General features: G+C 38.9%; 18 protein-coding genes and 3 tRNA genes. 9 read left to right on the forward strand and 12 right to left on the reverse strand.

All coding sequences use genetic code 11. The features are described 5' to 3' along the window. Positions 1-5: 5 nt before the first annotated feature. The 5 genes from prmC to EL144_RS08895 all read right to left on the reverse strand — a co-directional run bounded on the left by prmC (position 6) and on the right by EL144_RS08895 (position 3819). Complete coding sequence (gene prmC, locus EL144_RS08875) at positions 6-905, reverse strand: peptide chain release factor N(5)-glutamine methyltransferase (RefSeq protein WP_005704120.1); 900 nt, start codon at positions 903-905, stop codon at positions 6-8. Continuing rightward, the gene (locus tag EL144_RS08880) at positions 902-1456 is read right to left on the reverse strand and encodes an RDD family protein (protein ID WP_005704119.1); all 555 of its coding nucleotides are present in this window, start codon (positions 1454-1456) and stop codon (positions 902-904) included. The genes prmC and EL144_RS08880 overlap by 4 nt, the downstream gene beginning before the upstream one ends. A gap of 13 nt (positions 1457-1469) precedes the next feature. Continuing rightward, positions 1470-2552, reverse strand: coding sequence for a peptide chain release factor 1 (gene prfA / locus EL144_RS08885; protein WP_005700727.1), 1083 nt, complete (start codon positions 2550-2552; stop codon positions 1470-1472). A gap of 144 nt (positions 2553-2696) precedes the next feature. Beyond that, positions 2697-3152, reverse strand: a complete 456-nt coding sequence (locus tag EL144_RS08890; protein WP_005700728.1) for an outer membrane lipoprotein — start codon at positions 3150-3152, stop codon at positions 2697-2699. Between the two features lie 79 nt (positions 3153-3231). Next, on the reverse strand, positions 3232-3819 hold the full coding sequence (locus EL144_RS08895; protein WP_005700729.1) for a VOC family protein: 588 nt from the start codon (positions 3817-3819) through the stop codon (positions 3232-3234). An 88-nt stretch (positions 3820-3907) separates the two neighbouring features. Between EL144_RS08895 and argS the strand changes: the two genes are divergently transcribed. Continuing rightward, positions 3908-5641 carry an arginine--tRNA ligase gene (argS, locus tag EL144_RS08900; RefSeq protein WP_005704117.1) on the forward strand — a complete coding sequence of 578 codons (1734 nt, stop codon included), beginning with the start codon at positions 3908-3910 and terminating at the stop codon, positions 5639-5641. 359 nt (positions 5642-6000) lie between these two features. Here argS and EL144_RS08905 read toward each other — a convergent pair whose 3' ends face one another. Then, positions 6001-7434 (reverse strand): YdgA family protein, encoded by a 1434-nt coding sequence (locus EL144_RS08905; protein ID WP_005704116.1) that lies wholly within the window; start codon positions 7432-7434, stop codon positions 6001-6003. A 207-nt stretch (positions 7435-7641) separates the two neighbouring features. On the opposite strand from EL144_RS08905, the gene dnaK reads away from it, so the two are divergent. Together dnaK and dnaJ are read left to right on the forward strand one after the other, a co-directional pair. Continuing rightward, positions 7642-9618, forward strand: coding sequence for a molecular chaperone DnaK (gene dnaK / locus EL144_RS08910; protein ID WP_080987868.1), 1977 nt, complete (start codon positions 7642-7644; stop codon positions 9616-9618). Between the two features lie 399 nt (positions 9619-10017). Further along, positions 10018-11142 (forward strand): molecular chaperone DnaJ, encoded by a 1125-nt coding sequence (gene dnaJ, locus EL144_RS08915; RefSeq protein WP_005704113.1) that lies wholly within the window; start codon positions 10018-10020, stop codon positions 11140-11142. 141 nt (positions 11143-11283) lie between these two features. On the opposite strand, the gene EL144_RS08920 is transcribed toward dnaJ, so the two are convergent. Then, on the reverse strand, positions 11284-12327 hold the full coding sequence (locus EL144_RS08920; protein ID WP_005700736.1) for a porin: 1044 nt from the start codon (positions 12325-12327) through the stop codon (positions 11284-11286). Between the two features lie 208 nt (positions 12328-12535). Next, positions 12536-13723 carry a cystathionine beta-lyase gene (gene metC / locus EL144_RS08925; RefSeq protein ID WP_050332829.1) on the reverse strand — a complete coding sequence of 396 codons (1188 nt, stop codon included), beginning with the start codon at positions 13721-13723 and terminating at the stop codon, positions 12536-12538. A gap of 189 nt (positions 13724-13912) precedes the next feature. Here metC and pgsA point away from each other — a divergent pair, with 189 nt between their 5' ends. The 4 genes from pgsA (at position 13913) to EL144_RS08945 (ending at position 14921) form a co-directional block, all read left to right on the forward strand. Beyond that, entirely contained in the window at positions 13913-14470 is a 558-nt protein-coding gene (gene pgsA, locus EL144_RS08930; RefSeq protein ID WP_005704109.1) for a CDP-diacylglycerol--glycerol-3-phosphate 3-phosphatidyltransferase, read from the forward strand. Positions 14471-14632: 162 nt separating this feature from the next. Further along, positions 14633-14708, forward strand: a tRNA-Gly gene (locus EL144_RS08935). Position 14709: 1 nt separating this feature from the next. After that, positions 14710-14796: transfer RNA gene (locus tag EL144_RS08940), tRNA-Leu, on the forward strand. Positions 14797-14845: 49 nt separating this feature from the next. Further along, positions 14846-14921, forward strand: a tRNA-Lys gene (locus tag EL144_RS08945). A 92-nt stretch (positions 14922-15013) separates the two neighbouring features. Here the strand turns inward: EL144_RS08945 and EL144_RS08950 are convergent. Next, positions 15014-15841, reverse strand: coding sequence for an endo alpha-1,4 polygalactosaminidase (locus EL144_RS08950; protein WP_005700779.1), 828 nt, complete (start codon positions 15839-15841; stop codon positions 15014-15016). A gap of 183 nt (positions 15842-16024) precedes the next feature. Between EL144_RS08950 and EL144_RS08955 the strand changes: the two genes are divergently transcribed. Then, a complete protein-coding gene (locus EL144_RS08955) occupies positions 16025-16522 on the forward strand; it encodes a DUF302 domain-containing protein (RefSeq protein WP_005704108.1) in 498 nt (165 codons plus the stop codon). Between the two features lie 57 nt (positions 16523-16579). On the opposite strand, the gene EL144_RS08960 is transcribed toward EL144_RS08955, so the two are convergent. Both EL144_RS08960 and EL144_RS08965 read right to left on the reverse strand, forming a co-directional pair. Then, a complete protein-coding gene (locus EL144_RS08960) occupies positions 16580-17002 on the reverse strand; it encodes a DUF417 family protein (protein ID WP_005704107.1) in 423 nt (140 codons plus the stop codon). A 57-nt stretch (positions 17003-17059) separates the two neighbouring features. Next, positions 17060-17269 carry a hypothetical protein gene (locus tag EL144_RS08965; RefSeq protein ID WP_005700782.1) on the reverse strand — a complete coding sequence of 70 codons (210 nt, stop codon included), beginning with the start codon at positions 17267-17269 and terminating at the stop codon, positions 17060-17062. Positions 17270-17637: 368 nt separating this feature from the next. Between EL144_RS08965 and EL144_RS08970 the strand changes: the two genes are divergently transcribed. Then, positions 17638-19023, forward strand: coding sequence for a cytochrome-c peroxidase (locus EL144_RS08970; RefSeq protein WP_005704105.1), 1386 nt, complete (start codon positions 17638-17640; stop codon positions 19021-19023). Positions 19024-19106: 83 nt separating this feature from the next. Here EL144_RS08970 and rnd read toward each other — a convergent pair whose 3' ends face one another. Beyond that, positions 19107-20264 carry a ribonuclease D gene (gene rnd, locus EL144_RS08975; protein WP_032995230.1) on the reverse strand — a complete coding sequence of 386 codons (1158 nt, stop codon included), beginning with the start codon at positions 20262-20264 and terminating at the stop codon, positions 19107-19109. Positions 20265-20310: the final 46 nt, after the last annotated feature.

Raw genomic sequence — 20310 nt, forward strand, 5'->3', positions numbered from 1 at the left:
TTTCCTTATTTATCTGAAATGTTTGCCCAACGCCCTAGCGTAACACGCTCATTATTTCCATAATCCCGGCATGTTTCAACATCTTGCCATAAATTCATCTGAAAAATCGACCGCACTTTTTCGCCTTGTTGCCAACCATGTTCCAACAACAAATAGCCATTTTCCGTTAAATACTGTGGTGCATGTTCAATAATATGTCGTAAATCAGTATAACCGCCTTCCTCCGCCACCAAAGCAGACAAGGGTTCAAAACGTACATCGCCTTGATTTAAATGTTCATCGTTATTATCAATGTAAGGCGGATTACTCACGATTACATCAAATTGTCCCCTAACATTATCAAACCAGTGGCTTTGTAAAAAATGGACATTTAATTGATTTTTTTTCGCATTCGTTCTTGCCAACTCAACTATTTCAGGCAAGAAATCCACGCCGATAATATCAAGTTGAATCTGCTGTTTTTGTGTCACGAATTTTAATTCCGATGCCAACGCCAACGCGATCGCACCGGTTCCCGTACCAAGATCTAAAATGCGAAAAGAGGGTGAATGTTGATCGCACTTTTGTAGCTTTTCAATAGCAATCTCCACCGCTTTTTCCACCAAAACCTCCGTATCGGGGCGCGGAATTAGCGTTTTTTCCGACACTGCCAACGGCAACGACCAAAATTCTTTTTCACCAAGAAGATAAGCAATAGGTTCGCCTTTCAAACGGCGAGACAAAAGTGCGGTCAATTTTTCCAGTGTTTTTTTCTCCAATACTGTTTCGCCAAATGCCAAAATAAAGGCGCGGGATTTTTGTGTAGCGGATTGTAATAACACCAAGGCATCCACTCTGCCGTTTTCAGAGGAATTCGCCTGATTTAACGCTTGCGTGGCTTGTTGAAGCCATTGTTGATAATTCATTTTTTACGTGTCACTTTTTGCACAATAATCGAATTGGCGTAGGTAGTAGAAAATAGTGTTACTAGAAATGAGAATGGATTAAGCATACGGATGAGACTCCCCCCTTCACGCATAAGGTAATGGAAGGCTCCAATTTTCTTTCTCGTTTCGGCGTTCAATATAAATAATCCCATTATTCGCTTACCAATAGTCTGCCCATAACGAAAAATAAAAAACAATTGAAACACAAAGTAAGGAAAAACTGTAATCAAAATCCGAGAGACATCACCTTTATTATGAAAAAATATAGAAAAAATCATAAAAAGGTAAAACAGCAAAATATTAATCAATACCGCCAGTACTCGGCGCCAAAATGGCGCTTTTTCATAAACATAAGATTCAATGGGGTGAGAAATTTGATAAGCCGCTTTGGATTTTTGTAGCTTCGCTTCATTGGACTGTTTTTTATGGTTTTGTGCAAATTCTCTAGACGGGGAGATTGTTTTATCTCTCGGATTAAAAACCAATCCCCTTTCTGCATCCTTACGCTTGTTAGGCTCTTCTACTAACATATCGCAATATCGTTTAATTTTGTTCCGATAATGTAGCTAATTGATCCGCCTGATATTCGGTGATAATCGGCTGAATGAGTTCATCAATCTTTCCATTCATGACTTCATCCAAGCGATAAATTGTAAGGTTAATGCGATGATCGGTTACGCGGCCTTGCGGATAATTGTAAGTGCGGATTTTGTCGGAACGGTCACCCGAACCTAATAAATTGCGGCGGGTATCCGCTTGCTCTTGTGCCAATTTATCCTGTTCTTGCTGAACCAATCGGGAAGCTAACACGGACAACGCTTTGGCTTTGTTTTTATGTTGCGAACGTTCATCCTGACATTCCACCACCATGCCGGTAGGAATATGGGTAATACGCACGGCAGAGTCGGTTTTATTGATGTGCTGGCCACCCGCCCCGGATGCACGGTAGGTATCGATACGCAAATCTGACGGGTTAATTTCCGGCATTTCGGATTCCGGTAACTCAGGCATCACCGCAACGGTACAAGCAGAAGTATGAATACGCCCCTGTGATTCTGTTTTCGGCACACGTTGAACACGATGACCGCCTGATTCAAATTTTAATTGCCCATATACGCCATCACCGCTAACAAGCGCAATAATTTCTTTAAATCCACCCTGTTCGCTTTCATTTTCACTGAGCACTTCCACGCGCCAACGTTTGAGTTCGGCATAACGGCTGTACATACGGAAAAGATCGCCGGCAAAAATGCCTGCTTCATCACCGCCTGTCCCTGCGCGGATTTCTAAATAGCAGTTATATTCATCATTCGGATCTTTCGGTAATAATAAAATCTGTAATTGCTGTTCAACCTCTGTAAGTTCGGCTTCAGATTCTTCAATTTCCATTTGTGCCATTTCTTTCATTTCAGGATCATCCAGCAAAATTTTTGCTTCTTCAAGGTTAGAATTAAGTTGATTCCAACGATTAAAACATTTCACAACATCTTCAAGTTGTGAATATTCTTTGGAATAGGCTCTAAATTTATCTTGATCGCTAATGACAGAAGCATCACCCAATAACGCTTCTAACTCTTCATAACGCTCTTTTAAGCTCTCTAATTTGGTAATAATAGATGGTTTCATTGCTTAACCTTGGAAAAAATTGAAAAAGGAAAATTAAACTAAAAAATCGGGGCATTCTAGCACATAATAGGGATTTTGTTGAAGTTCACATAAAGAAAAAAGGCTTCCGAATTTTCGAAAGCCTTTCCTTTTTATGGACAAAAATTAAAGTGCAGATACATTCAAACGTGAACCACCAACGATACGCACACGCGCACCCGGCACAAGATTAGGTTCGGCTTTTTGCACTACCACAATTTCTTTGCCGTCATCTTTGCGGATAACCATTTCCAAACTACTCACTTGGCTGGCTTTTTCTTCTACTTTACTACCGATTACCGCGCCGGCAACCGCTCCAATAGCAGTGGCAAGCACTTGACCTGTACCACCGCCGATACCGGAAGCCGCAATACCACCGATGGCGCCACCACCAACAGTACCGATCACGCCTTGGTTATCTGCCTGAATTTTCACCGGACGAGTAGAAACAATCGTGCCGTAACTAATTGAACGCGCTTCTTTCGCTTGTTCGGAAGAATAAACGTTACCGCCATAAATATCTTGGTTAGCACAACCAACCATGCCCAATGCCATTAAAACGACAACTGCGATTTTTTTCATAAATGCTCCTTAAACGGTAAATGAAATTATCATGACTATATTAGCCCAAATTAAGTGAGGAATAAACCACCGACTTACACTACACAGCCCCAATAATTTGTTTTATGCTGTATGGATGAACTTTAATACAAATATGATTATGGTTCTGGTCCGAAAAACTGATGGCCACCGATAAATTGACCAGTTTTTCACCATCGGCTTTCGGTTCGCTCGTTTTGACTTTCAAACCTTCGAATTGGTTCCGCAAAAACAAATTTTTTATACGGGCTAACCATTCCGCCTCGGTTTCTCCGGTTAAAAACGGCACAACCACCTCAATATGTTCCCACGTTTCTTGCGGATAATGTTTATTCTTCGGGAACGGCAACTCCACTACGTCAATTGCCTGTCCGGCAAGGTATAACGGTTGAGTTAAGGCAATTAAATAAATCACCCTACCATTCACTGAATTATCGCTTAACACGGAGCCATAGTTTAACAACAATGCCAACCATTCACGAGCCTTCTGCTCTGAATTAACACGCAACGAAAGATGATCGATTTCATATTTGGTTAGGTCTAAATGAATCGCTTCCGCAAGCGCCTGAATTTTTTGCTCGAAATCCTGAAGATCCGCTAAAAGTGCGGTCTGATTTTGAAACATTTCGTGGGGCAAATGAAACGACATAAATTTCCCTTTTTGGCTTTTCTGAAACGTGAAACAACGGTATTATATCCAGCAATTTTTATCCCTCAAAAGAATTTAAGGTTCAACCGTGAATATTCAATCTATTTTATCCGAAAAAATCAAACAAGCGATGCTTGCTGCCGGTGCAGATTCGCAATGTGAAGCGTTGGTACGTCAATCGGGCAAAGTACAATTTGGTGACTATCAAGCTAACGGCATAATGCCTGCTGCCAAAAAATTAGGCATAAATCCGCGTGAATTTGCACAACTGGTGTTAGCGAAAGCCGAATTGCAAGATATTACGGAAAAAACCGAAATCGCCGGCCCTGGGTTTATTAATATTTTTCTGAAAGATGGTTGGTTAGCGGAAAATATCGGCAACGCTGTGAAAGATCCGAAATTAGGCATTCACCACCAGGATAAACAAACGGTGGTGGTGGACTACTCTTCTCCCAACGTTGCCAAAGAAATGCATGTAGGGCATTTACGTTCCACCATCATCGGCGACGCTGTGGTGCGTACGTTAGAATTTTTAGGCAATCACGTTATCCGCGCTAACCATGTAGGCGATTGGGGTACACAATTTGGCATGCTCATTGCCTATTTGGAAAAAATGGAAAACGAGCACGCCTCTGAAATGGAACTCTGCGATTTGGAAGCCTTTTATCGTGCAGCGAAGAAACATTATGACGAAGATCCGATATTTGCCGAGAAAGCCCGCAATTATGTGGTGAAACTGCAAAGCGGCGATGAATATTGCCGTACCATGTGGCAAAAGCTGGTAAAAATCACTATGCAACAAAATCAACACAATTACGATCGTTTAAATGTGACCTTAACCGAAAAAGATGTCATGGGTGAAAGCCTGTATAACCCAATGCTGCCGGGCATTGTAGAAGATCTTAAAAAACAAGGTCTCGCCGTAGAAGACGATGGCGCGTGGGTGGTTTATTTAGATGAATTTAAAAATAAAGACGGTGGCTCGATGGGCGTTATCGTGCAGAAAAAAGACGGCGGTTTTCTTTATACCACCACCGATATTGCCGCCGCCAAATATCGCTATGAAACCTTAAAAGCCAACCGTGCATTGGTATTCTCCGATACCCGCCAAAGCCAACACATGCAACAGGCATGGCTGATTACCCGCAAAGCCGGTTATGTGCCGGACAGCTTTCAACTGGAACATAAAAATTTCGGCATGATGCTCGGCAAAGACGGCAAGCCATTCAAAACCCGCAGCGGCGACACTGTAAAATTGGCGGATTTATTGGACGAAGCCATTGAACGCGCGGGTGTATTAATTTCACAAAAATCCACCGCACTTTCCGATCAAGAAAAAGCGGATGTCATTGAGGCTGTCGGTATTGGTTCAGTAAAATACGCAGATTTATCCAAAAATCGTACCACAGACTATGTGTTCGACTGGGACAACATGTTGAGCTTTGAAGGCAACACTGCGCCTTACATGCAATATGCCTACACCCGTATTCGTTCGATTTTCAATCGTAGCCAAATTGCCCTAAGCGAAGTGGAACAAGCCCAATTAAGCATTACAGATGAAAAAGAGCGTGCTTTAGCAATCAAATTATTACAATTTGAAGAAGCTATTCAAATAGTAGCAAAAGACGGCACACCACATGTGCTTTGTACTTATTTGTATGAGTTGGCAGGCGTGTTCTCTTCTTTCTATGAGCATTGCCCGATTTTAAATAACGAAGATCAACAGGTAAAATTAAGCCGTTTGAAATTGGCTTTATTAACAGAAAGAACGCTAAAACAAGGATTGGGTTTACTCGGTATTAAAACCGTTGAGAAAATGTAATCAGACTTCCAAACAATATCCCGTTCATTTGAGCGGAATTTTTTATTAAAAAATCAAATTGTCGATTTTGAGAAAATGAGACAAAAAAAGTGCCTCATAAGAGGCACTACTCGGAAAGCAAAATATGTTTGGCTACTGATATAGCACTTATTTTTGTTGGCGCTAAGAATACTGAATAAACCACCGCAAAGCAAATAATTATTAAGAAATTTGTGAATCAAGCCACTGTTTTACATAAATTTACTTTAACCTTAAGCTGGCTTTACAAATAAAAAGTGCGGTCAATTTTCACAAAACATTTAAAAATCTTACCGCACTTCTTAACCCTATTAATGGGAATAGATTAAAATTAATCTAAATTAATGCCCCATCGACATCGTAGCTAAAAACAGCATGGAAATCACTTGCTCTTCCGGAATTACCTGACCGTTTAATTTCAACTGGCCTTTTTCCAACACAAGCTCCAATTTCACTTGCTTGCCGTCATCCACTAAAATACCTTGTTGAACACCATTTTTTACGCCTTGATCAATTTGGATAGTCGCCATTTTTGTTGCCTGCTCTTTATCTAAACTTTGCAACTGCAATCCTGTGGCAACCTGATCAACTAACGCAGCTTTATTAGCATCCACTTTAAAAACAAAGTGATTAAATAAATTGAAAACTTTGCCTTTTGGTAATGAGTTCTCAAAATCGGAACTAGCAATGGAAACATCTAAATTAGCAGCCAATTTGCCTTTTTGATTAGTTAAGGTTGGTGTAAAAATAAATTGCGGTTGGGTATCAAAGAATTTCTTGACCGCTGCGATTTCCTTGTCACTTAAGTCTTCTTTTTGCTGTTTAGTCGCTTCGGTAAAAATATGCATTAATTGGTTGAAGGTTTCACCGTCAACATGATTAAAAGCCGAATCAATATTTAAATCACCAAATTCCGCTTGATTATAAGTAAAACCATTAGCAACTATTTTAGCGGCAGAATCTAAGAATTTATCTTTTCTCACCGTATCAAAATCCATTTTCCAATCTTTAATGCCAAAGTTATTCACCTTGCCTTGAATATCCGTACCGGTAATTTTAACCGCTCCGCCGGAAATAAATTGCTTGCCGGTTGTCACATAATCCCATTCCGGAATTCGCCCGTAATTAGCATCAATTTTCACATTTTCAAGCTCAAAACCACCCTTTTTAGTAGCTTCGTTATACACAAGTTTAGAAAGACCTAAATCTAGTTTATTAATGCCTTCACGCACAAAACCGAATTTTAATTCAAAGCCGTTGATGGCTAATGTGCCATTTTTCATTGAAGCTTCAAATGGCACCAAATCCAACTTAGAATCGCCGCTTTGGGTATAACTAACTGAGGTAGTGACTGTAATCGGTGTTTTACCTTTAGTGGCATCAAACCAAGGCGCCGTAGTATCGTTTTTAGTAATTTGATCGACGCTGGAAAACATACTCGGCATGAAATTAAAATGGCTAATCTGATTTAACGGTAATGGACCATGATATAACGTGCCTTCAAATGGTAAAACCCAAGTTTTACTTGGCTCATCAAGTGGGCTGACAATAACTTGATATTTGGTTTTTGAACTGAACAAACCACGTTCAAAAGAAACGTTATCAAATCGAATATCCAAGCCTAAAGAATAGGCGGATTTATTAATATCTTTATTGGCAAGATTAATTTGACGGGCAAATTCCGTTTCGGCAACTTTACCGGTGTACCAAGCACCGCCGCCCCAGGCTGCGCCCAATGCAATAACGATTCCTAAAGCTAACGCTGATTTCTTCATAATATGTCCTTAACTAAGTGATAAGTATTAAAAATAATTTGTGTAATCTAGCATAAATTAAAAAGGGATCAATTCATCAACAAAATAAAAATGAAAAATTTTAATTTTTTCCCTTGAAGTTCACCTTTTTAACCTTATTTTACAGAAACGAATCGGGATTTGACCGCACTTTAGGTTCATTGAAAAAAATTTAAAAATAAACTTGAAATGCGAAATTCAATCCACATCTTACAATCCGTAAACCATTATACCGAATTTAAAATTTCACTTAGGAGAAAACAAATGGGAAAAATTATTGGTATTGACTTAGGTACAACAAACTCTTGTGTTGCTGTTATGGATGGCGATAAACCACGCGTGATTGAAAACGCAGAAGGCGATCGCACCACTCCGTCAATTATTGCTTATACAAATGATAATGAAACTTTAGTAGGTCAACCGGCAAAACGCCAAGCGGTCACCAACCCGAAAAACACATTATTTGCAATTAAACGTTTAATCGGCCGTCGTTTTGAAGATGCTGAAGTAAAACGTGATATTGACATCATGCCATTTGAAATTACACGCGCAGACAATGGCGACGCGTGGGTCAATGTGAAAGGCGATAAATTAGCACCTCCGCAAATTTCTGCCGAAGTGTTGAAAAAAATGAAAAAAACCGCCGAAGATTTCTTGGGCGAACCGGTTACTGAAGCCGTTATTACTGTGCCGGCATACTTTAACGATGCACAACGTCAAGCAACCAAAGATGCAGGTCGTATCGCAGGCTTAGAAGTTAAACGTATCATCAACGAACCTACTGCAGCCGCACTAGCTTACGGCTTAGATAAAGGTCAAGGTAACAAAACCATCGCGGTTTACGACTTAGGGGGCGGTACATTCGACTTATCCATCATCGAAATTGATGAAGTGGGTGGCGAAAAAACCTTTGAAGTATTAGCAACCAACGGTGATACTCACTTAGGAGGTGAAGACTTCGATAACCGTGTAATCAACTATTTGGTCGATGAATTCCAAAAAGAACAAGGCATTGACTTACGCAAAGATCCGCTTGCAATGCAACGTTTAAAAGAAGCCGGTGAAAAAGCGAAAATTGAGCTTTCTTCCGCACAACAAACCGATGTAAATCTTCCTTACATCACAGCGGATGCAACCGGTCCTAAACACTTAAACATCAAGTTGACTCGTGCGAAATTAGAATCCTTAGTGGAAGATTTAGTGGCGAAATCTCTTGAGCCGGTAAAAGTTGCATTAAACGATGCCGGATTAACAGCGTCTCAAATTGATGATGTTATTCTTGTGGGCGGTCAAACCCGTATGCCATTAGTACAACAAAAAGTAGAAGAATTCTTCGGCAAAGCACCACGTAAAGACGTGAACCCGGATGAAGCTGTTGCAATTGGTGCAGCGGTACAAGGCGGTGTGTTAGCCGGTGATGTGAAAGACGTCTTGTTGTTAGACGTTACTCCGTTATCATTGGGTATCGAAACCATGGGTGGTGTGATGACCACTTTAATTGAGAAAAACACGACGATTCCAACCAAAAAATCGCAAGTGTTCTCAACTGCGGAAGATAACCAAAGTGCGGTAACCATTCACGTGTTACAAGGTGAACGTAAACAGGCTTCTGCCAATAAATCTTTAGGTCAATTCAACCTTGAAGGCATCAACCCGGCGCCACGCGGTATGCCACAAATTGAAGTGACCTTCGACATCGACGCAGACGGTATCATCCATGTTTCTGCGAAAGACAAAGGCACAGGCAAAGAACAACAAATCACCATTAAAGCGTCTTCCGGTTTAAGTGATGAAGAAATTCAACAAATGGTACGTGATGCTGAAGCGAACGCAGAGTCTGACCGTAAATTTGAAGAATTAGTACAAGCCCGCAACCAAGCAGATCACCTTGTACACAGCACCCGCAAACAATTAAGTGAAGCCGGTGACAATGTACCTGCCGCAGATCGTGCGGCTATCGAAAGCGCATTAAGCGACTTAGAAGCGGCTGCGAAAGGTGAAGATAAAGCGGTAATTGAAGCCAAACTTCAAGCCCTTGCCGAAGTTGCACAAAAACTTGCACAAACAGCACAACCGCAAGGTGAGCCACAACAAGCTCAAAGTAACAGCAAATCGAATGACGATGTTGTTGATGCAGAGTTTGAAGAAGTGAAAGATAACAAGTAATTGATTTGTTAGATAATAAAGGGCGTATGATTACGCCCTTTTTGGCTATTTACCGATAAACAAAAAGGGCGGTTAATTTTTTGATTTTTTTATAGGGACAGACTTTATGTCTATCCGGTATTGCGAATGTTATTGACAGGACAGGCATAAAGCCTATCCCTACGATAAAAAACATTTCAATTTTTGACCGCACTTAAACTCCTCCTGAATCATCTCTTTATTGAAGAGAGAACAATTCGGAAAAGGAACAAAAATGGATTCCCTTCTTTTCCGCCTTTGTAGATTTGAATTTGTAGGAAAGTTTTACATATATGAGCCGAAATGAGTTCAAAAATTTCTGTAAAGCAAATTCAATGAAGCAAAGAAAAGTAACATAGAGACCAAAACGGAAACAACCTAATGGCAAAACAAGACTACTACGAACTTCTCGGCGTTTCTAAAAACGCCGATGAAAAAGAAATTAAGCGGGCATATAAAAAGCTCGCCATGCAATATCACCCGGATAGAACCAAAGGGGATAAAGAGAAAGAAGAAAAATTCAAGGAAATCCAAGAAGCCTATGAAATTCTAAGCGATAAACAAAAACGCACAAATTATGACCAATACGGACACGCCGCATTTGAACAAGGCTTTGGCTCCGGCGGTGGTTTTGGCGGTGCAGATTTTGGTGACATTTTTGGGGATATGTTCGGTGACATCTTTGGTGGTGGCGGACGTGGACGCCAACGTGTCGTGCGTGGTGATGACTTACGTTATGACCTTGAAATCACGCTTGAAGAAGCTGTAAAAGGCACAACCAAAGACATCAAAATTCATACTTTGGCGCCTTGTGAAACTTGCCATGGTACAGGTGCTGAAGCAGGTTCTAAAGTGGAAACCTGTCCACATTGTCACGGTTCCGGCCGCTTACGTCGTCAACAAGGTTTCTTTGTGACTGAACAACCTTGTCATTTCTGTCATGGAAGCGGTAAGAAAATTGAAAAACCATGTAAAGCTTGTCACGGTGATGGCCGAGTAAACAAACTGAAAAATCTTTCTGTTAAAATCCCTGGGGGAGTGGACACCGGTAATCAATTACGCTTAAGCGGTGAAGGCGCAGCGGGTGAAAACGGTGCGCCAGCAGGCGATTTATATGTAGTTATTCATGTTAAAAAACACCATATTTTTGAACGCGACGGTAGCAATCTTTATTGCGAGGTGCCGATTAGTTTCACTATGGCAGCGCTTGGTGGTGAAATTGAAGTGCCAACGTTAGATGGCAGAGTAAAACTTCGTATCCCGGAAGAAACCCAAACCGATAAATTGTTCCGTATGCGTAGCAAAGGTGTCACCTCAACTCGTAGCGGTTATACCGGTGATTTAATTTGTCGAATTGTTGTAGAAACACCGGTTAAATTAAACGAAGAACAAAAAGAATTATTACGTAAACTTGAAGAAAGTTTAGAAGGACAAACCAAACAACGCCCAAAATCTTCTAGTTTTTTAGACGGTGTAAAACGCTTCTTTGATGATTTGACAAAGTAAGATTGATAAAATTTAAAAGCAAAGTCCGGTAAAAATACTAAGAATTTCTACCGCACTTTTTTGTTAACAATAAAAAATTCAAATACAAAAAAAAAAAAAAGACCGACGTTTTGTCGGTCTTTTCAACGATATTTACTTAAATTAGAAGAATACACGCAAACCCGCACCATAAATGTTTTCATTTACACGGTTATCTTCATATTTATCAGTTGCACGAATATATGATACATAAGGAATTACATGTTTGTTAAGTTTATAATCAACATTTGCAACATAATGGTTCTTAATACGGTTTGGAACCTCAGAAGTTTGTTTTTCACTCTTGCGTTCCCATTGTAAACCAAATGTTGTAGGAATACCTGTAAGACCATTTAAGTCATATTTAGCTTCTAAGAAGATATACTTAGATCTATTTTTACTAGCTTCAGATCTATATTTTTCAACGCCTTGACCATAAGCAGCGCCTAATTTCAAGTCTCGCAATTGATAATGAGTTGCTAAGACCCAAGTATGATTCTTCTGATTAGTTTCAGAGCTTGTTACTGTATCAAATTGATCTACTGTATAAACTGCAGCGACATCAAATTTGTGGTTATCAGCAATTTCATAATTATAAAACGCACCTACTTGGTAGCCATTTTTGTAACGGTTAGCGGTATATTTTTCAGCATTACCAAATAAATAATCTACACCAAAGCTAAAGCCACTAAATTCAGCAGAACGGAAACTAACAGATTTGTCTGCACGAGTTATTAATGGGTTTAACGCTCCAGAATCATAGTATAAACTATCGCCTACAACGTCATCAGCTGTAGTTGACTGACGACCAAAACTTAATTTACCTACATTTTCAAAACCTAACCCGACAAATAATTTACGGGTTGTAGGATCCCCAAAGTCGTTTTTAGCTTTTTGTTTATTTTTGAGCGCTTCCCTTTCAAAACGCAATTCATAACCTGCGAATGCAGATAAGCCATTATTTAAGTCTTGAGATGCACTAATTTTGATACGGGAACCATCATTTACTAGGTCACCACGTTGATTCTTTCCTAATTTACCTAAGAAAATACGTAATGAACCACCAAGGTCAACTTTTGTACCATCTTGATTATAAACTGTTACGGCACTTGATGTGCCTGCTGCTGCCAAAGCAGCGATTGCTAATGCGATTACTGTCTTTTTCATAATCTTCATTCCTTTTCAGAAATAATTTGTTATTAGGGCAAAATTGAACTTTTCAATAAAATGAATAGTTCAAGCTACTTCTTTTGAAGTATGGCAATCTTGGCAAAGAAAAACTGGAGTGTCAACTGAAACTTCATTTTTTTCTCTCTATTTTCTGATACAGATCACAATTTTTGCCGAAAAATGTCTAATAAACACATATTTAATTCTAACTTAAGCGTTTAAATCCTGCTCTTAAATCTTCAATTAAATCATCCACATTTTCCAAACCAATATGTATGCGAATTAATGTTCCTTCTAACTTCCGTTGTATATTCGGACGAATTTTCATTACTTCTTCTGGTTGATTATATAAAATCAAGGATTCAAAACCGCCCCATGAATAGGCAATTGTGAATAATTCAAAATGATTCATAAAAATTCCAAGCTGTTTTTGTGTCAATTTTTGCTTTAATTCAAAAGAAAACAAACCGCTTGAACCGCTAAAATCCCGTTTAAAAAATGTATTACCGGGACAGCTTGGCAACGCGGGATGATACACAGCCTTAACTTCCGGTTGTTGTGCCAACCATTGTGCCACTTTTATGCTACTTTCTTCATGTTGTTTCAAACGAATGTTGAGAGTACGTAGCCCGCGAATAGTAGTATATGCGCTGTCGGCATCCACCATCTGCCCCATTAAATAAGAATGTTCGCGCAATTGGTCCCAGCAACGGGCGTTCGCAACTGCCGTGCCGATCATGACATCGGAATGACCAACTAAATACTTCGTGCCAGCCTGAATAGAAATATCAATCCCATGTTCTAAAGCCTTGAACAATACACCGGCAGCCCATGTATTATCTATCATAATCACAATTTCCGGATTGATGTTACGCACGGCGGAAACAATTGCCGGAATGTCAGCGACTTCCATGGTGAGAGAGCTTGGTGCTTCGAGAAATAAAACCTTTGTATTCGGTTGCACTAAATCGGCAATTTTGCCACCAATCATTGGATCATAAAATGTCGTACTTACACCTAATTTTTTTAACACCACATTGCAAAAATCCTGCGTCGGCTCATAAGCAGCACCTGTCATTAGCACATGATCACCATTTTCCACAAAAGAAAGAATGCTATTTGTCACAGCAGCAGCACCACAAGGGTATAAATAGCAACCTGCCCCGCCCTCTAATTCTGTCATCGCATCTTGCAAAGCAAAATGGGTTAAGGTTCCACGGCGGCCATAAAAAAGCTCACCTTTAGCTCGATTAATGGTGGCATGCTTTTTATCTGCCAAACTATCAAACACGAGGGAAGAGGCACGTTGTACAACCGGGTTGACTGAACCTTGGGTGTAGCGTTTTTTTCTTCCAACGTGCACTAAGGTGGTGGCTAATGATTTTGTTAACATGGTTATATCCTATTAAAATTGAGAGAAATTTATTGAAAAGTGCGGTCATTTTTTCGTGTAAAAAATATTAACGCTAATTTTGTCTCTGCACTAGTTTCTTTTTACGCAAATTTACTCATGAGGCATTTAAAAATCGCTAAATCTGATTTAGAATACCCCTACAATTCATTCTTGGTTAGAACGCGAATCATGAAATTAAACATCCCTATTTTTCTGACGATATTTCGAGTTATTTTAATTCCTTTTTTCATTATTGCTTTCTATCTTCCCTTTGATTGGGCTCCTTTTTTAACCACGTTTATTTTTTTCATTGCCGGCGTCACAGATTGGCTTGACGGCTATCTTGCACGTAAATGGAAACAAACCACCAGTTTCGGCGCATTTTTAGATCCGGTGGCAGATAAAGTAATGGTGGTTGCGGGGTTGGTATTAGTGGTGGAATATAATCATACCTTTTGGATTACTTTGCCGGCCATTGTAGTGATTTCCCGAGAAATTATCATTTCCGCCTTGCGCGAATGGATGGCTGAATTAGGCAGTCGTAGTAAAGTAGCAGTGTCTTGGTTGGGTAAGGTCAAAACCACATCACAAATGTTAGCGCTGGGCGGCTTATTATGGCGTTACAACATCTATATGGAAGTAGCTGCCATTATCCTACTTTATATCGCAGCCATTTTAACAATTTGGTCTATGCTGCAATACTTAATTGCAGCTAAAGATAGCCTGTTAGAAGATTTACGCAAATAAAGTGCGGTTGATTTTCAGTTTGTTTTTAAAAGTTTCTCAACTGTAGAACAATTTGAATTGAATTTTTTTTAAGCAATTAAATAAATTTTTAAAATTTCCGTTTGACTCGTCATAATAAATCAGTAAAATGCACCACGTTGTTTAGCACTGCTAAATGACGATGCGGGAATAGCTCAGTTGGTAGAGCACGACCTTGCCAAGGTCGGGGTCGCGAGTTCGAGCCTCGTTTCCCGCTCCAAGCCCGAGTGGTGGAATCGGTAGACACAAGGGATTTAAAATCCCTCGCCTTTCGAGGCGTGCCAGTTCAAGTCTGGCCTCGGGCACCATTTAATACTCTTCTTTAGTTTATTAAATCCCCCTTCAAATCATATCGTCGGGTCGTTAGCTCAGTCGGTAGAGCAGCGGACTTTTAATCCGTTGGTCGAAGGTTCGAATCCTTCACGACCCACCAACTAGTTTAATTTGCTCATAGTTAAAGTTTCTTATCTAAATCTACTTTTTGTTTTGTGTTTTTCTTTTTTATACTTGAACTAATATAGCGGGTTACCGAAGCTCTAATCCTGTTGCGTTATACCAAAGAAAGCCATTTTTATTTGTATACTCATCAATTTTTTTCGAAAGTTCTTCACTTGCATGATATTCAAGTAAATAGACAGATAGTCCATAAGCTTTAACATCTGTAAGATATTTTTGAAAATAGGCAGTTTCTATCTCTCGTTGAATTCCATACGTTCCGTTCTCAAAATTAATAGTGGTGAAAACGCTTTCTTGGTTAATACCATCAATTAAGACCATATTTTGCTCAATGCATTTTTTCACAAAAAGATCCCCTCCATTAATAATAAGTGGAATATTATAATGTCGAAGCCCACCTAAAATCTCCACAAGCCCCTGAAATATTTCATCTGTATGATAATGATAATAAATATCTGCATTATCAAGAAAAAAACCATCCATCCCCATATCTGCGTACTTTTTTCCTAGTTCATTAATGATAAAATGTTGCCATACAGGAGAAGACACATCAATCCATCGCTCATCCGGCCAAGTTTCATAAATATCAAACATTATTGATCGAAAACGATAATAATATGGGCGGTACTCCTCAATTGCACCAATATTAATATATCCATATACGGTTTTTCCTGAGGCATGTAGCTTCTCAATCTGTGAAGCTTCAAACATAGCAGGTTCAATAACAACAATATCGTATGCCTGTAATTTATCTTCTTCGTCCCCATTAATACCAATAAATACACCGTAGTTACTCTTTTTTAAATCTAAGGGGAGCGCGTCAACTATACTGGAAAAAGGTATCAAGAGAATAAAAAATCTACTACAGAATTTTAAAAATCTAATATTGCTTATCAATTCAATAATCCTTTATTAAAAAATTACAGAGAAATTTGAAATAACATTGTCAATAATTAAATCTAACACTGGAATAAATCATTTGATCTATAACTTAGATCAAATTGATTTTATATATTTCAACAATAATTGATAACTATATCAATAAAATATAGAATAAAATAAAAAATCTAGGAGGTACTTATGAAATTGAAATTTTTAGCATTAACAATGGTTACTATATTTTCAACAGGAAATGTTCAAGCTATTCCTGATACCGAAAGCCGTCACTCTAGTAGCTATTTAATGGGAATTAATAACCCATATTTGCAAACATTTAAAAGCAAATATTCTGCCGAAGATAGTATTTTAAAAATAAAACAGGTTTTAGGTAACAATAACATAAAAGTATTTAGTATAATAGATCACCAAGCTGCAGCAAAGGAAGTAGGTTTGGATATGCTGTTTTCAAGTGTAGTGATTTTTGGAAAACCGCAATTAGGTACTCCAATGATGATTGAATCCCCAACTTTAGCAATTGATTTACCATTAAAAGCTTTAGTATGGGAAAGCAATCAAGGAGAAATATTCGTGAGTTTAAATAAACCCAAAATCATAGCTGAGAAGCACAATATCGATCAAAGAAACGTAGAAAAGATGGATGGCTTAGTGAAATTAATAAGTGAAAGTGTTACTAAATAATTTTGTAAATACTAACTAATAAGTTCGCTTAAACAACAGCGAACTTACTTTTAATTATTATTTACTGAGCAAAGTTTTCTTTAAATCATACTTTAATAAAACCAAACCAGAACCAATTAATATAATATCTTTAACAATAAAACTATTCAATCCAATTTGAGGGATAAGGCTCAATGTCACTACACCAAGAGAGATAGTAAAAAGGCTACCCAATACACCAAACTTTGGTTTGAAAAAACCAATGGTAAGAAAAATATAATTAATGCTTTCAATCGCCCCTAAAAGATAGCTGGTTCCATAAAACCCTAAATAGTCATACAGGAAATTGAGCCATGTTGAAGATATTAAAGATTTCAATGCCTCGACTTCGAAATCAAACCATTTATAATTACCAAATAACGCAATAATAAAAACAACTGAAAATCTTAGTAAAACAACATCAACATCAGAAAAACAAAATTTTCTAACAAATTCTTTCATATACATTCTCCATATACAAATAATGGCTTACCATATTTCATGGTAAGCCTAAGAAAATCACTTATCTCCTCTCATCCGTTTATCATACTCTCTAACAATTGAATTATGAGAATTCATATTTGCTGAACTATCTTTCATTTTATGACTAATCTCTTGATTAATATTGTATGAATGCATCATAACTTTTTCCATATTTGCTGTATTAGCGGATGCTAATGATGCAATAGAAAATGCAAATACACCTGTTAATAATTTAATTCTTTTCATAATGAACTCCTTAATCTTAATATTATTTAAAAATCAAAATGTTTCTCGTTTGTTAAACGAGCATATAAAGTGAAAAAGTCATAACAAACTCCCACACATGTAATATTAGACGGTGGAACTTTTATTTTCTTACAACAAATTTTAAAATTAAACTAAAGAATAAAACAAACATCTCTATTACCACTATTATATAAAAACATATTGATAACAAACTTTCTAAGTTTAAATAGATATTTAATAACCAAAACCTATTTCATCCATTGTCCTTACAAATTAATTTTATTGATTTAAATCATATATTTCCCCTTGAATTTAACTGATAATCTGCTCCTGTAATTTAATTTATTTTTTAATGTTGGAGCATAATTATGAAAAAATTTGCATTGAAAAGCGCAGTCATCGCGATTGCCGGTTATCTTGGGGTTGTTGGATATGTTCATCACTATGACAAAGGACAAATGGAGAAATTACTTGCCGAAGGTAATTACTCTGCTGAACAACAAAAAATTGCCAAAGTCTTTTTTAACAATGGGTGTCAATATTGTCACACACCAAGTGCCGAGTTGCCATTTTATGCTCGTGTTCCGCTAGTTGATTCTATAATGCAAAACGACATTAAAGGAGGCAGCCGCGTATTTCTATTGAATAAATTGCTCGAAGGCTTAAAAAATCCAAGTAAATTATCGGAAGTGGATTTGGCAAAACTTGAGCGCGTCATTGAAAATGGCGAAATGCCGATTGCAAAATTCCGTCATATTCACTGGGGAAGCAGTCCTGATGAAGACGAAAAAACCACGTTGTTAAACTGGATTCGTGAACAACGTAAAGCCTTTTTACCGGCAAATACTGAAGGCACCGATAACAATCGCCTAATTCAACCGATTCCGGATGCCATCATGACAGATCCGGCTAAGGTGGCTCTAGGTCGCAAGCTCTTTAAAGACGGTCGTTTATCGACAGACGGCACTATTCAATGCCACACCTGTCACCAGCTCGACAAAGGCGGGGTTGACCGTTTAGATGTTTCTACCGGCATTGAAGGCAAAAAAGGCGGTATTAACGCACCGACCGTATTTAACGCCGCATTTAACTTTGTCCAATTCTGGGATGGTCGTGCCATTGATTTAGCCGACCAAGCAGGCGGACCACCTGTTAACCCGGTAGAAATGGGTTCCCACACATGGAATGACATTGTGGCAAAATTTGAACAAGATGAAGAATTTAAAAAAGAATTCTTAAAAATCTATCCTGAAGTCACCCAAGCCACATTAACCCATGCCATCGGTGAGTATGAAAAAACCTTAATCACGCCGAATAGCGATTTCGACCGCTACTTAAAAGGCAATAAAACGGCATTAAACGCGCAACAATTAAAAGGGTATGAATTGTTTAAACAGCATAAATGCGATACCTGTCATACCGGCGTGAATATGGGAGGTCAATCTTACGAATACATGGGTATTTACGGTGATTACTTCAAAGATCGTGGCACACCAATCACGGAAGCCGACCAAGGTCGTTTCGCGCAAACCCAAGATCCGTACGATATGCATCGCTTTAAAGTGCCTTCATTGCGTAATATCGCATTAACTGCGCCTTATATGCACGATGCCTCCGCAAAAGACTTGAAAGAAGCGGTTCGTATTATGTTGAAATATCAAAGCAACGCTAAACCGCAACAACAAGATATTGATGATATTACATCCTTCTTAGAAAGTCTGAATGGTGAATTTGAAGGTAAGAAATTGCAATAACGGCAATCAATAAAAAGTGCGGTGGATTTTCAACACGTTTTTAAATGTCGTAAAAACTCACCGCACTTTTTTATTTAAAAGGATTATGCGTCGAATGCTTTCAAGGCGCTCAAAAGCTTTTCACCAAAAGGTCGACGCCAACCGTTTAACAATTCCGGCGGTTCGTTATCCGCTTCTTTTCGCCAGTGCCATTTCATTAAACTTTCCAAGCCACGTCGGCCGGCAATTAACTCTTTTGGTAAATTTTCAGGCGTAATTTTCGTTAATTCCTGTTGCAAGGTTTTTAATGCCGCTTTATAACGCGGATCATCCATTAGACGTTGAATCGTTGGCGGATAATCTTTCGGATCAATTCGTTTAACCTGTTCAAGCAACTGTAATAATTTTTTACCGTGAATTCGCACTTCTGCCGTGCTTAAACCAAGATCCAACAACACCGAGGTACTTTTCGGATCATGTTTTGCTACCGTCCATAAATTTTCCGCATGAACCACAAAATTTAAAGCGAGATCCCGTCGCATGGCTTCTTGCATACGCCATTTTGCCAACAGTTTGAGGCGCATTAATTCTAATGAATTGAGTTTCCACGCATTGGGAATAGCAAAATACGCTTCCTCCGGATCCCTTGCAGAGTGCGCCCGTTTATTGAGTAAAAATTCACATTCATTTTCCACCGCACTTTGCCACTCGGTTTGCGCCAGCTGTGCTTGCATTTGCTGATATAACGGCAACAAATACCACACATCGGCCGCCGCATATTGCAATTGCGTATCGGATAACGGGCGAGCCAACCAATCGGTGCGGGAAGCGCCTTTATCAATTTCAATTTGGAAATAATGTTGCACCAATGTGGCAAATCCCGGTGAATTGGCAAAGCCCAGAAAATTGGCCATCACTTGGGTATCACACATTGGTTGCGGCAATTGCTGGAAATAATGTTGAAAAACTTCCAAATCTTCCCCACTGGCATGTAACACTTTGGTGACGCGTTCATCGGCAAGTAAGGCAATGAAAGGAGAAAAATCTTGAATCGTTGTCGGGTCGATAAGCGCGACTTCATCACCGGCATAGAGCTGAATCAAACCGAGCTTCGGATAAAAAGTTCGGGTGCGGACAAATTCGGTGTCTAAAGCCACCGCACTTTGCTGTCCGGCCAATGCACAAACCTCTGCCAAGGATTCATCCTCAGTAATGAGCTTAAAGTGCGGTGCGTTTTTGCATTCTTTTATTTGATACGTCATAGAAATAAAGGAGAGAATATTGCTCACAAAAGCGACATTCTCTCTT

It is taken from the genome of Aggregatibacter aphrophilus ATCC 33389, from assembly GCF_900636915.1.
Taxonomy (GTDB): domain Bacteria; phylum Pseudomonadota; class Gammaproteobacteria; order Enterobacterales; family Pasteurellaceae; genus Aggregatibacter; species Aggregatibacter aphrophilus.

Excerpts from the sequence above, each read along its gene's own strand:
- prmC (WP_005704120.1), bottom strand. The coding sequence starts at position 905 with ATGAATTATCAACAATGGCTTCAACAAGCCACGCAAGCGTTAAATCAG.
- EL144_RS08880 (WP_005704119.1), bottom strand. The coding sequence starts at position 1,456 with ATGTTAGTAGAAGAGCCTAACAAGCGTAAGGATGCAGAAAGGGGATTG.
- prfA (WP_005700727.1), bottom strand. The coding sequence starts at position 2,552 with ATGAAACCATCTATTATTACCAAATTAGAGAGCTTAAAAGAGCGTTAT.
- EL144_RS08890 (WP_005700728.1), bottom strand. The coding sequence starts at position 3,152 with ATGAAAAAAATCGCAGTTGTCGTTTTAATGGCATTGGGCATGGTTGGT.
- EL144_RS08895 (WP_005700729.1), bottom strand. The coding sequence starts at position 3,819 with ATGTCGTTTCATTTGCCCCACGAAATGTTTCAAAATCAGACCGCACTT.
- EL144_RS08905 (WP_005704116.1), bottom strand. The coding sequence starts at position 7,434 with ATGAAGAAATCAGCGTTAGCTTTAGGAATCGTTATTGCATTGGGCGCA.
- dnaK (WP_080987868.1), top strand. The coding sequence starts at position 7,642 with ATGCGAAATTCAATCCACATCTTACAATCCGTAAACCATTATACCGAA.
- dnaJ (WP_005704113.1), top strand. The coding sequence starts at position 10,018 with ATGGCAAAACAAGACTACTACGAACTTCTCGGCGTTTCTAAAAACGCC.
- EL144_RS08920 (WP_005700736.1), bottom strand. The coding sequence starts at position 12,327 with ATGAAAAAGACAGTAATCGCATTAGCAATCGCTGCTTTGGCAGCAGCA.
- metC (WP_050332829.1), bottom strand. The coding sequence starts at position 13,723 with ATGTTAACAAAATCATTAGCCACCACCTTAGTGCACGTTGGAAGAAAA.
- pgsA (WP_005704109.1), top strand. The coding sequence starts at position 13,913 with ATGAAATTAAACATCCCTATTTTTCTGACGATATTTCGAGTTATTTTA.
- EL144_RS08955 (WP_005704108.1), top strand. The coding sequence starts at position 16,025 with ATGAAATTGAAATTTTTAGCATTAACAATGGTTACTATATTTTCAACA.
- EL144_RS08960 (WP_005704107.1), bottom strand. The coding sequence starts at position 17,002 with ATGAAAGAATTTGTTAGAAAATTTTGTTTTTCTGATGTTGATGTTGTT.
- EL144_RS08965 (WP_005700782.1), bottom strand. The coding sequence starts at position 17,269 with ATGAAAAGAATTAAATTATTAACAGGTGTATTTGCATTTTCTATTGCA.
- EL144_RS08970 (WP_005704105.1), top strand. The coding sequence starts at position 17,638 with ATGAAAAAATTTGCATTGAAAAGCGCAGTCATCGCGATTGCCGGTTAT.
- rnd (WP_032995230.1), bottom strand. The coding sequence starts at position 20,264 with ATGACGTATCAAATAAAAGAATGCAAAAACGCACCGCACTTTAAGCTC.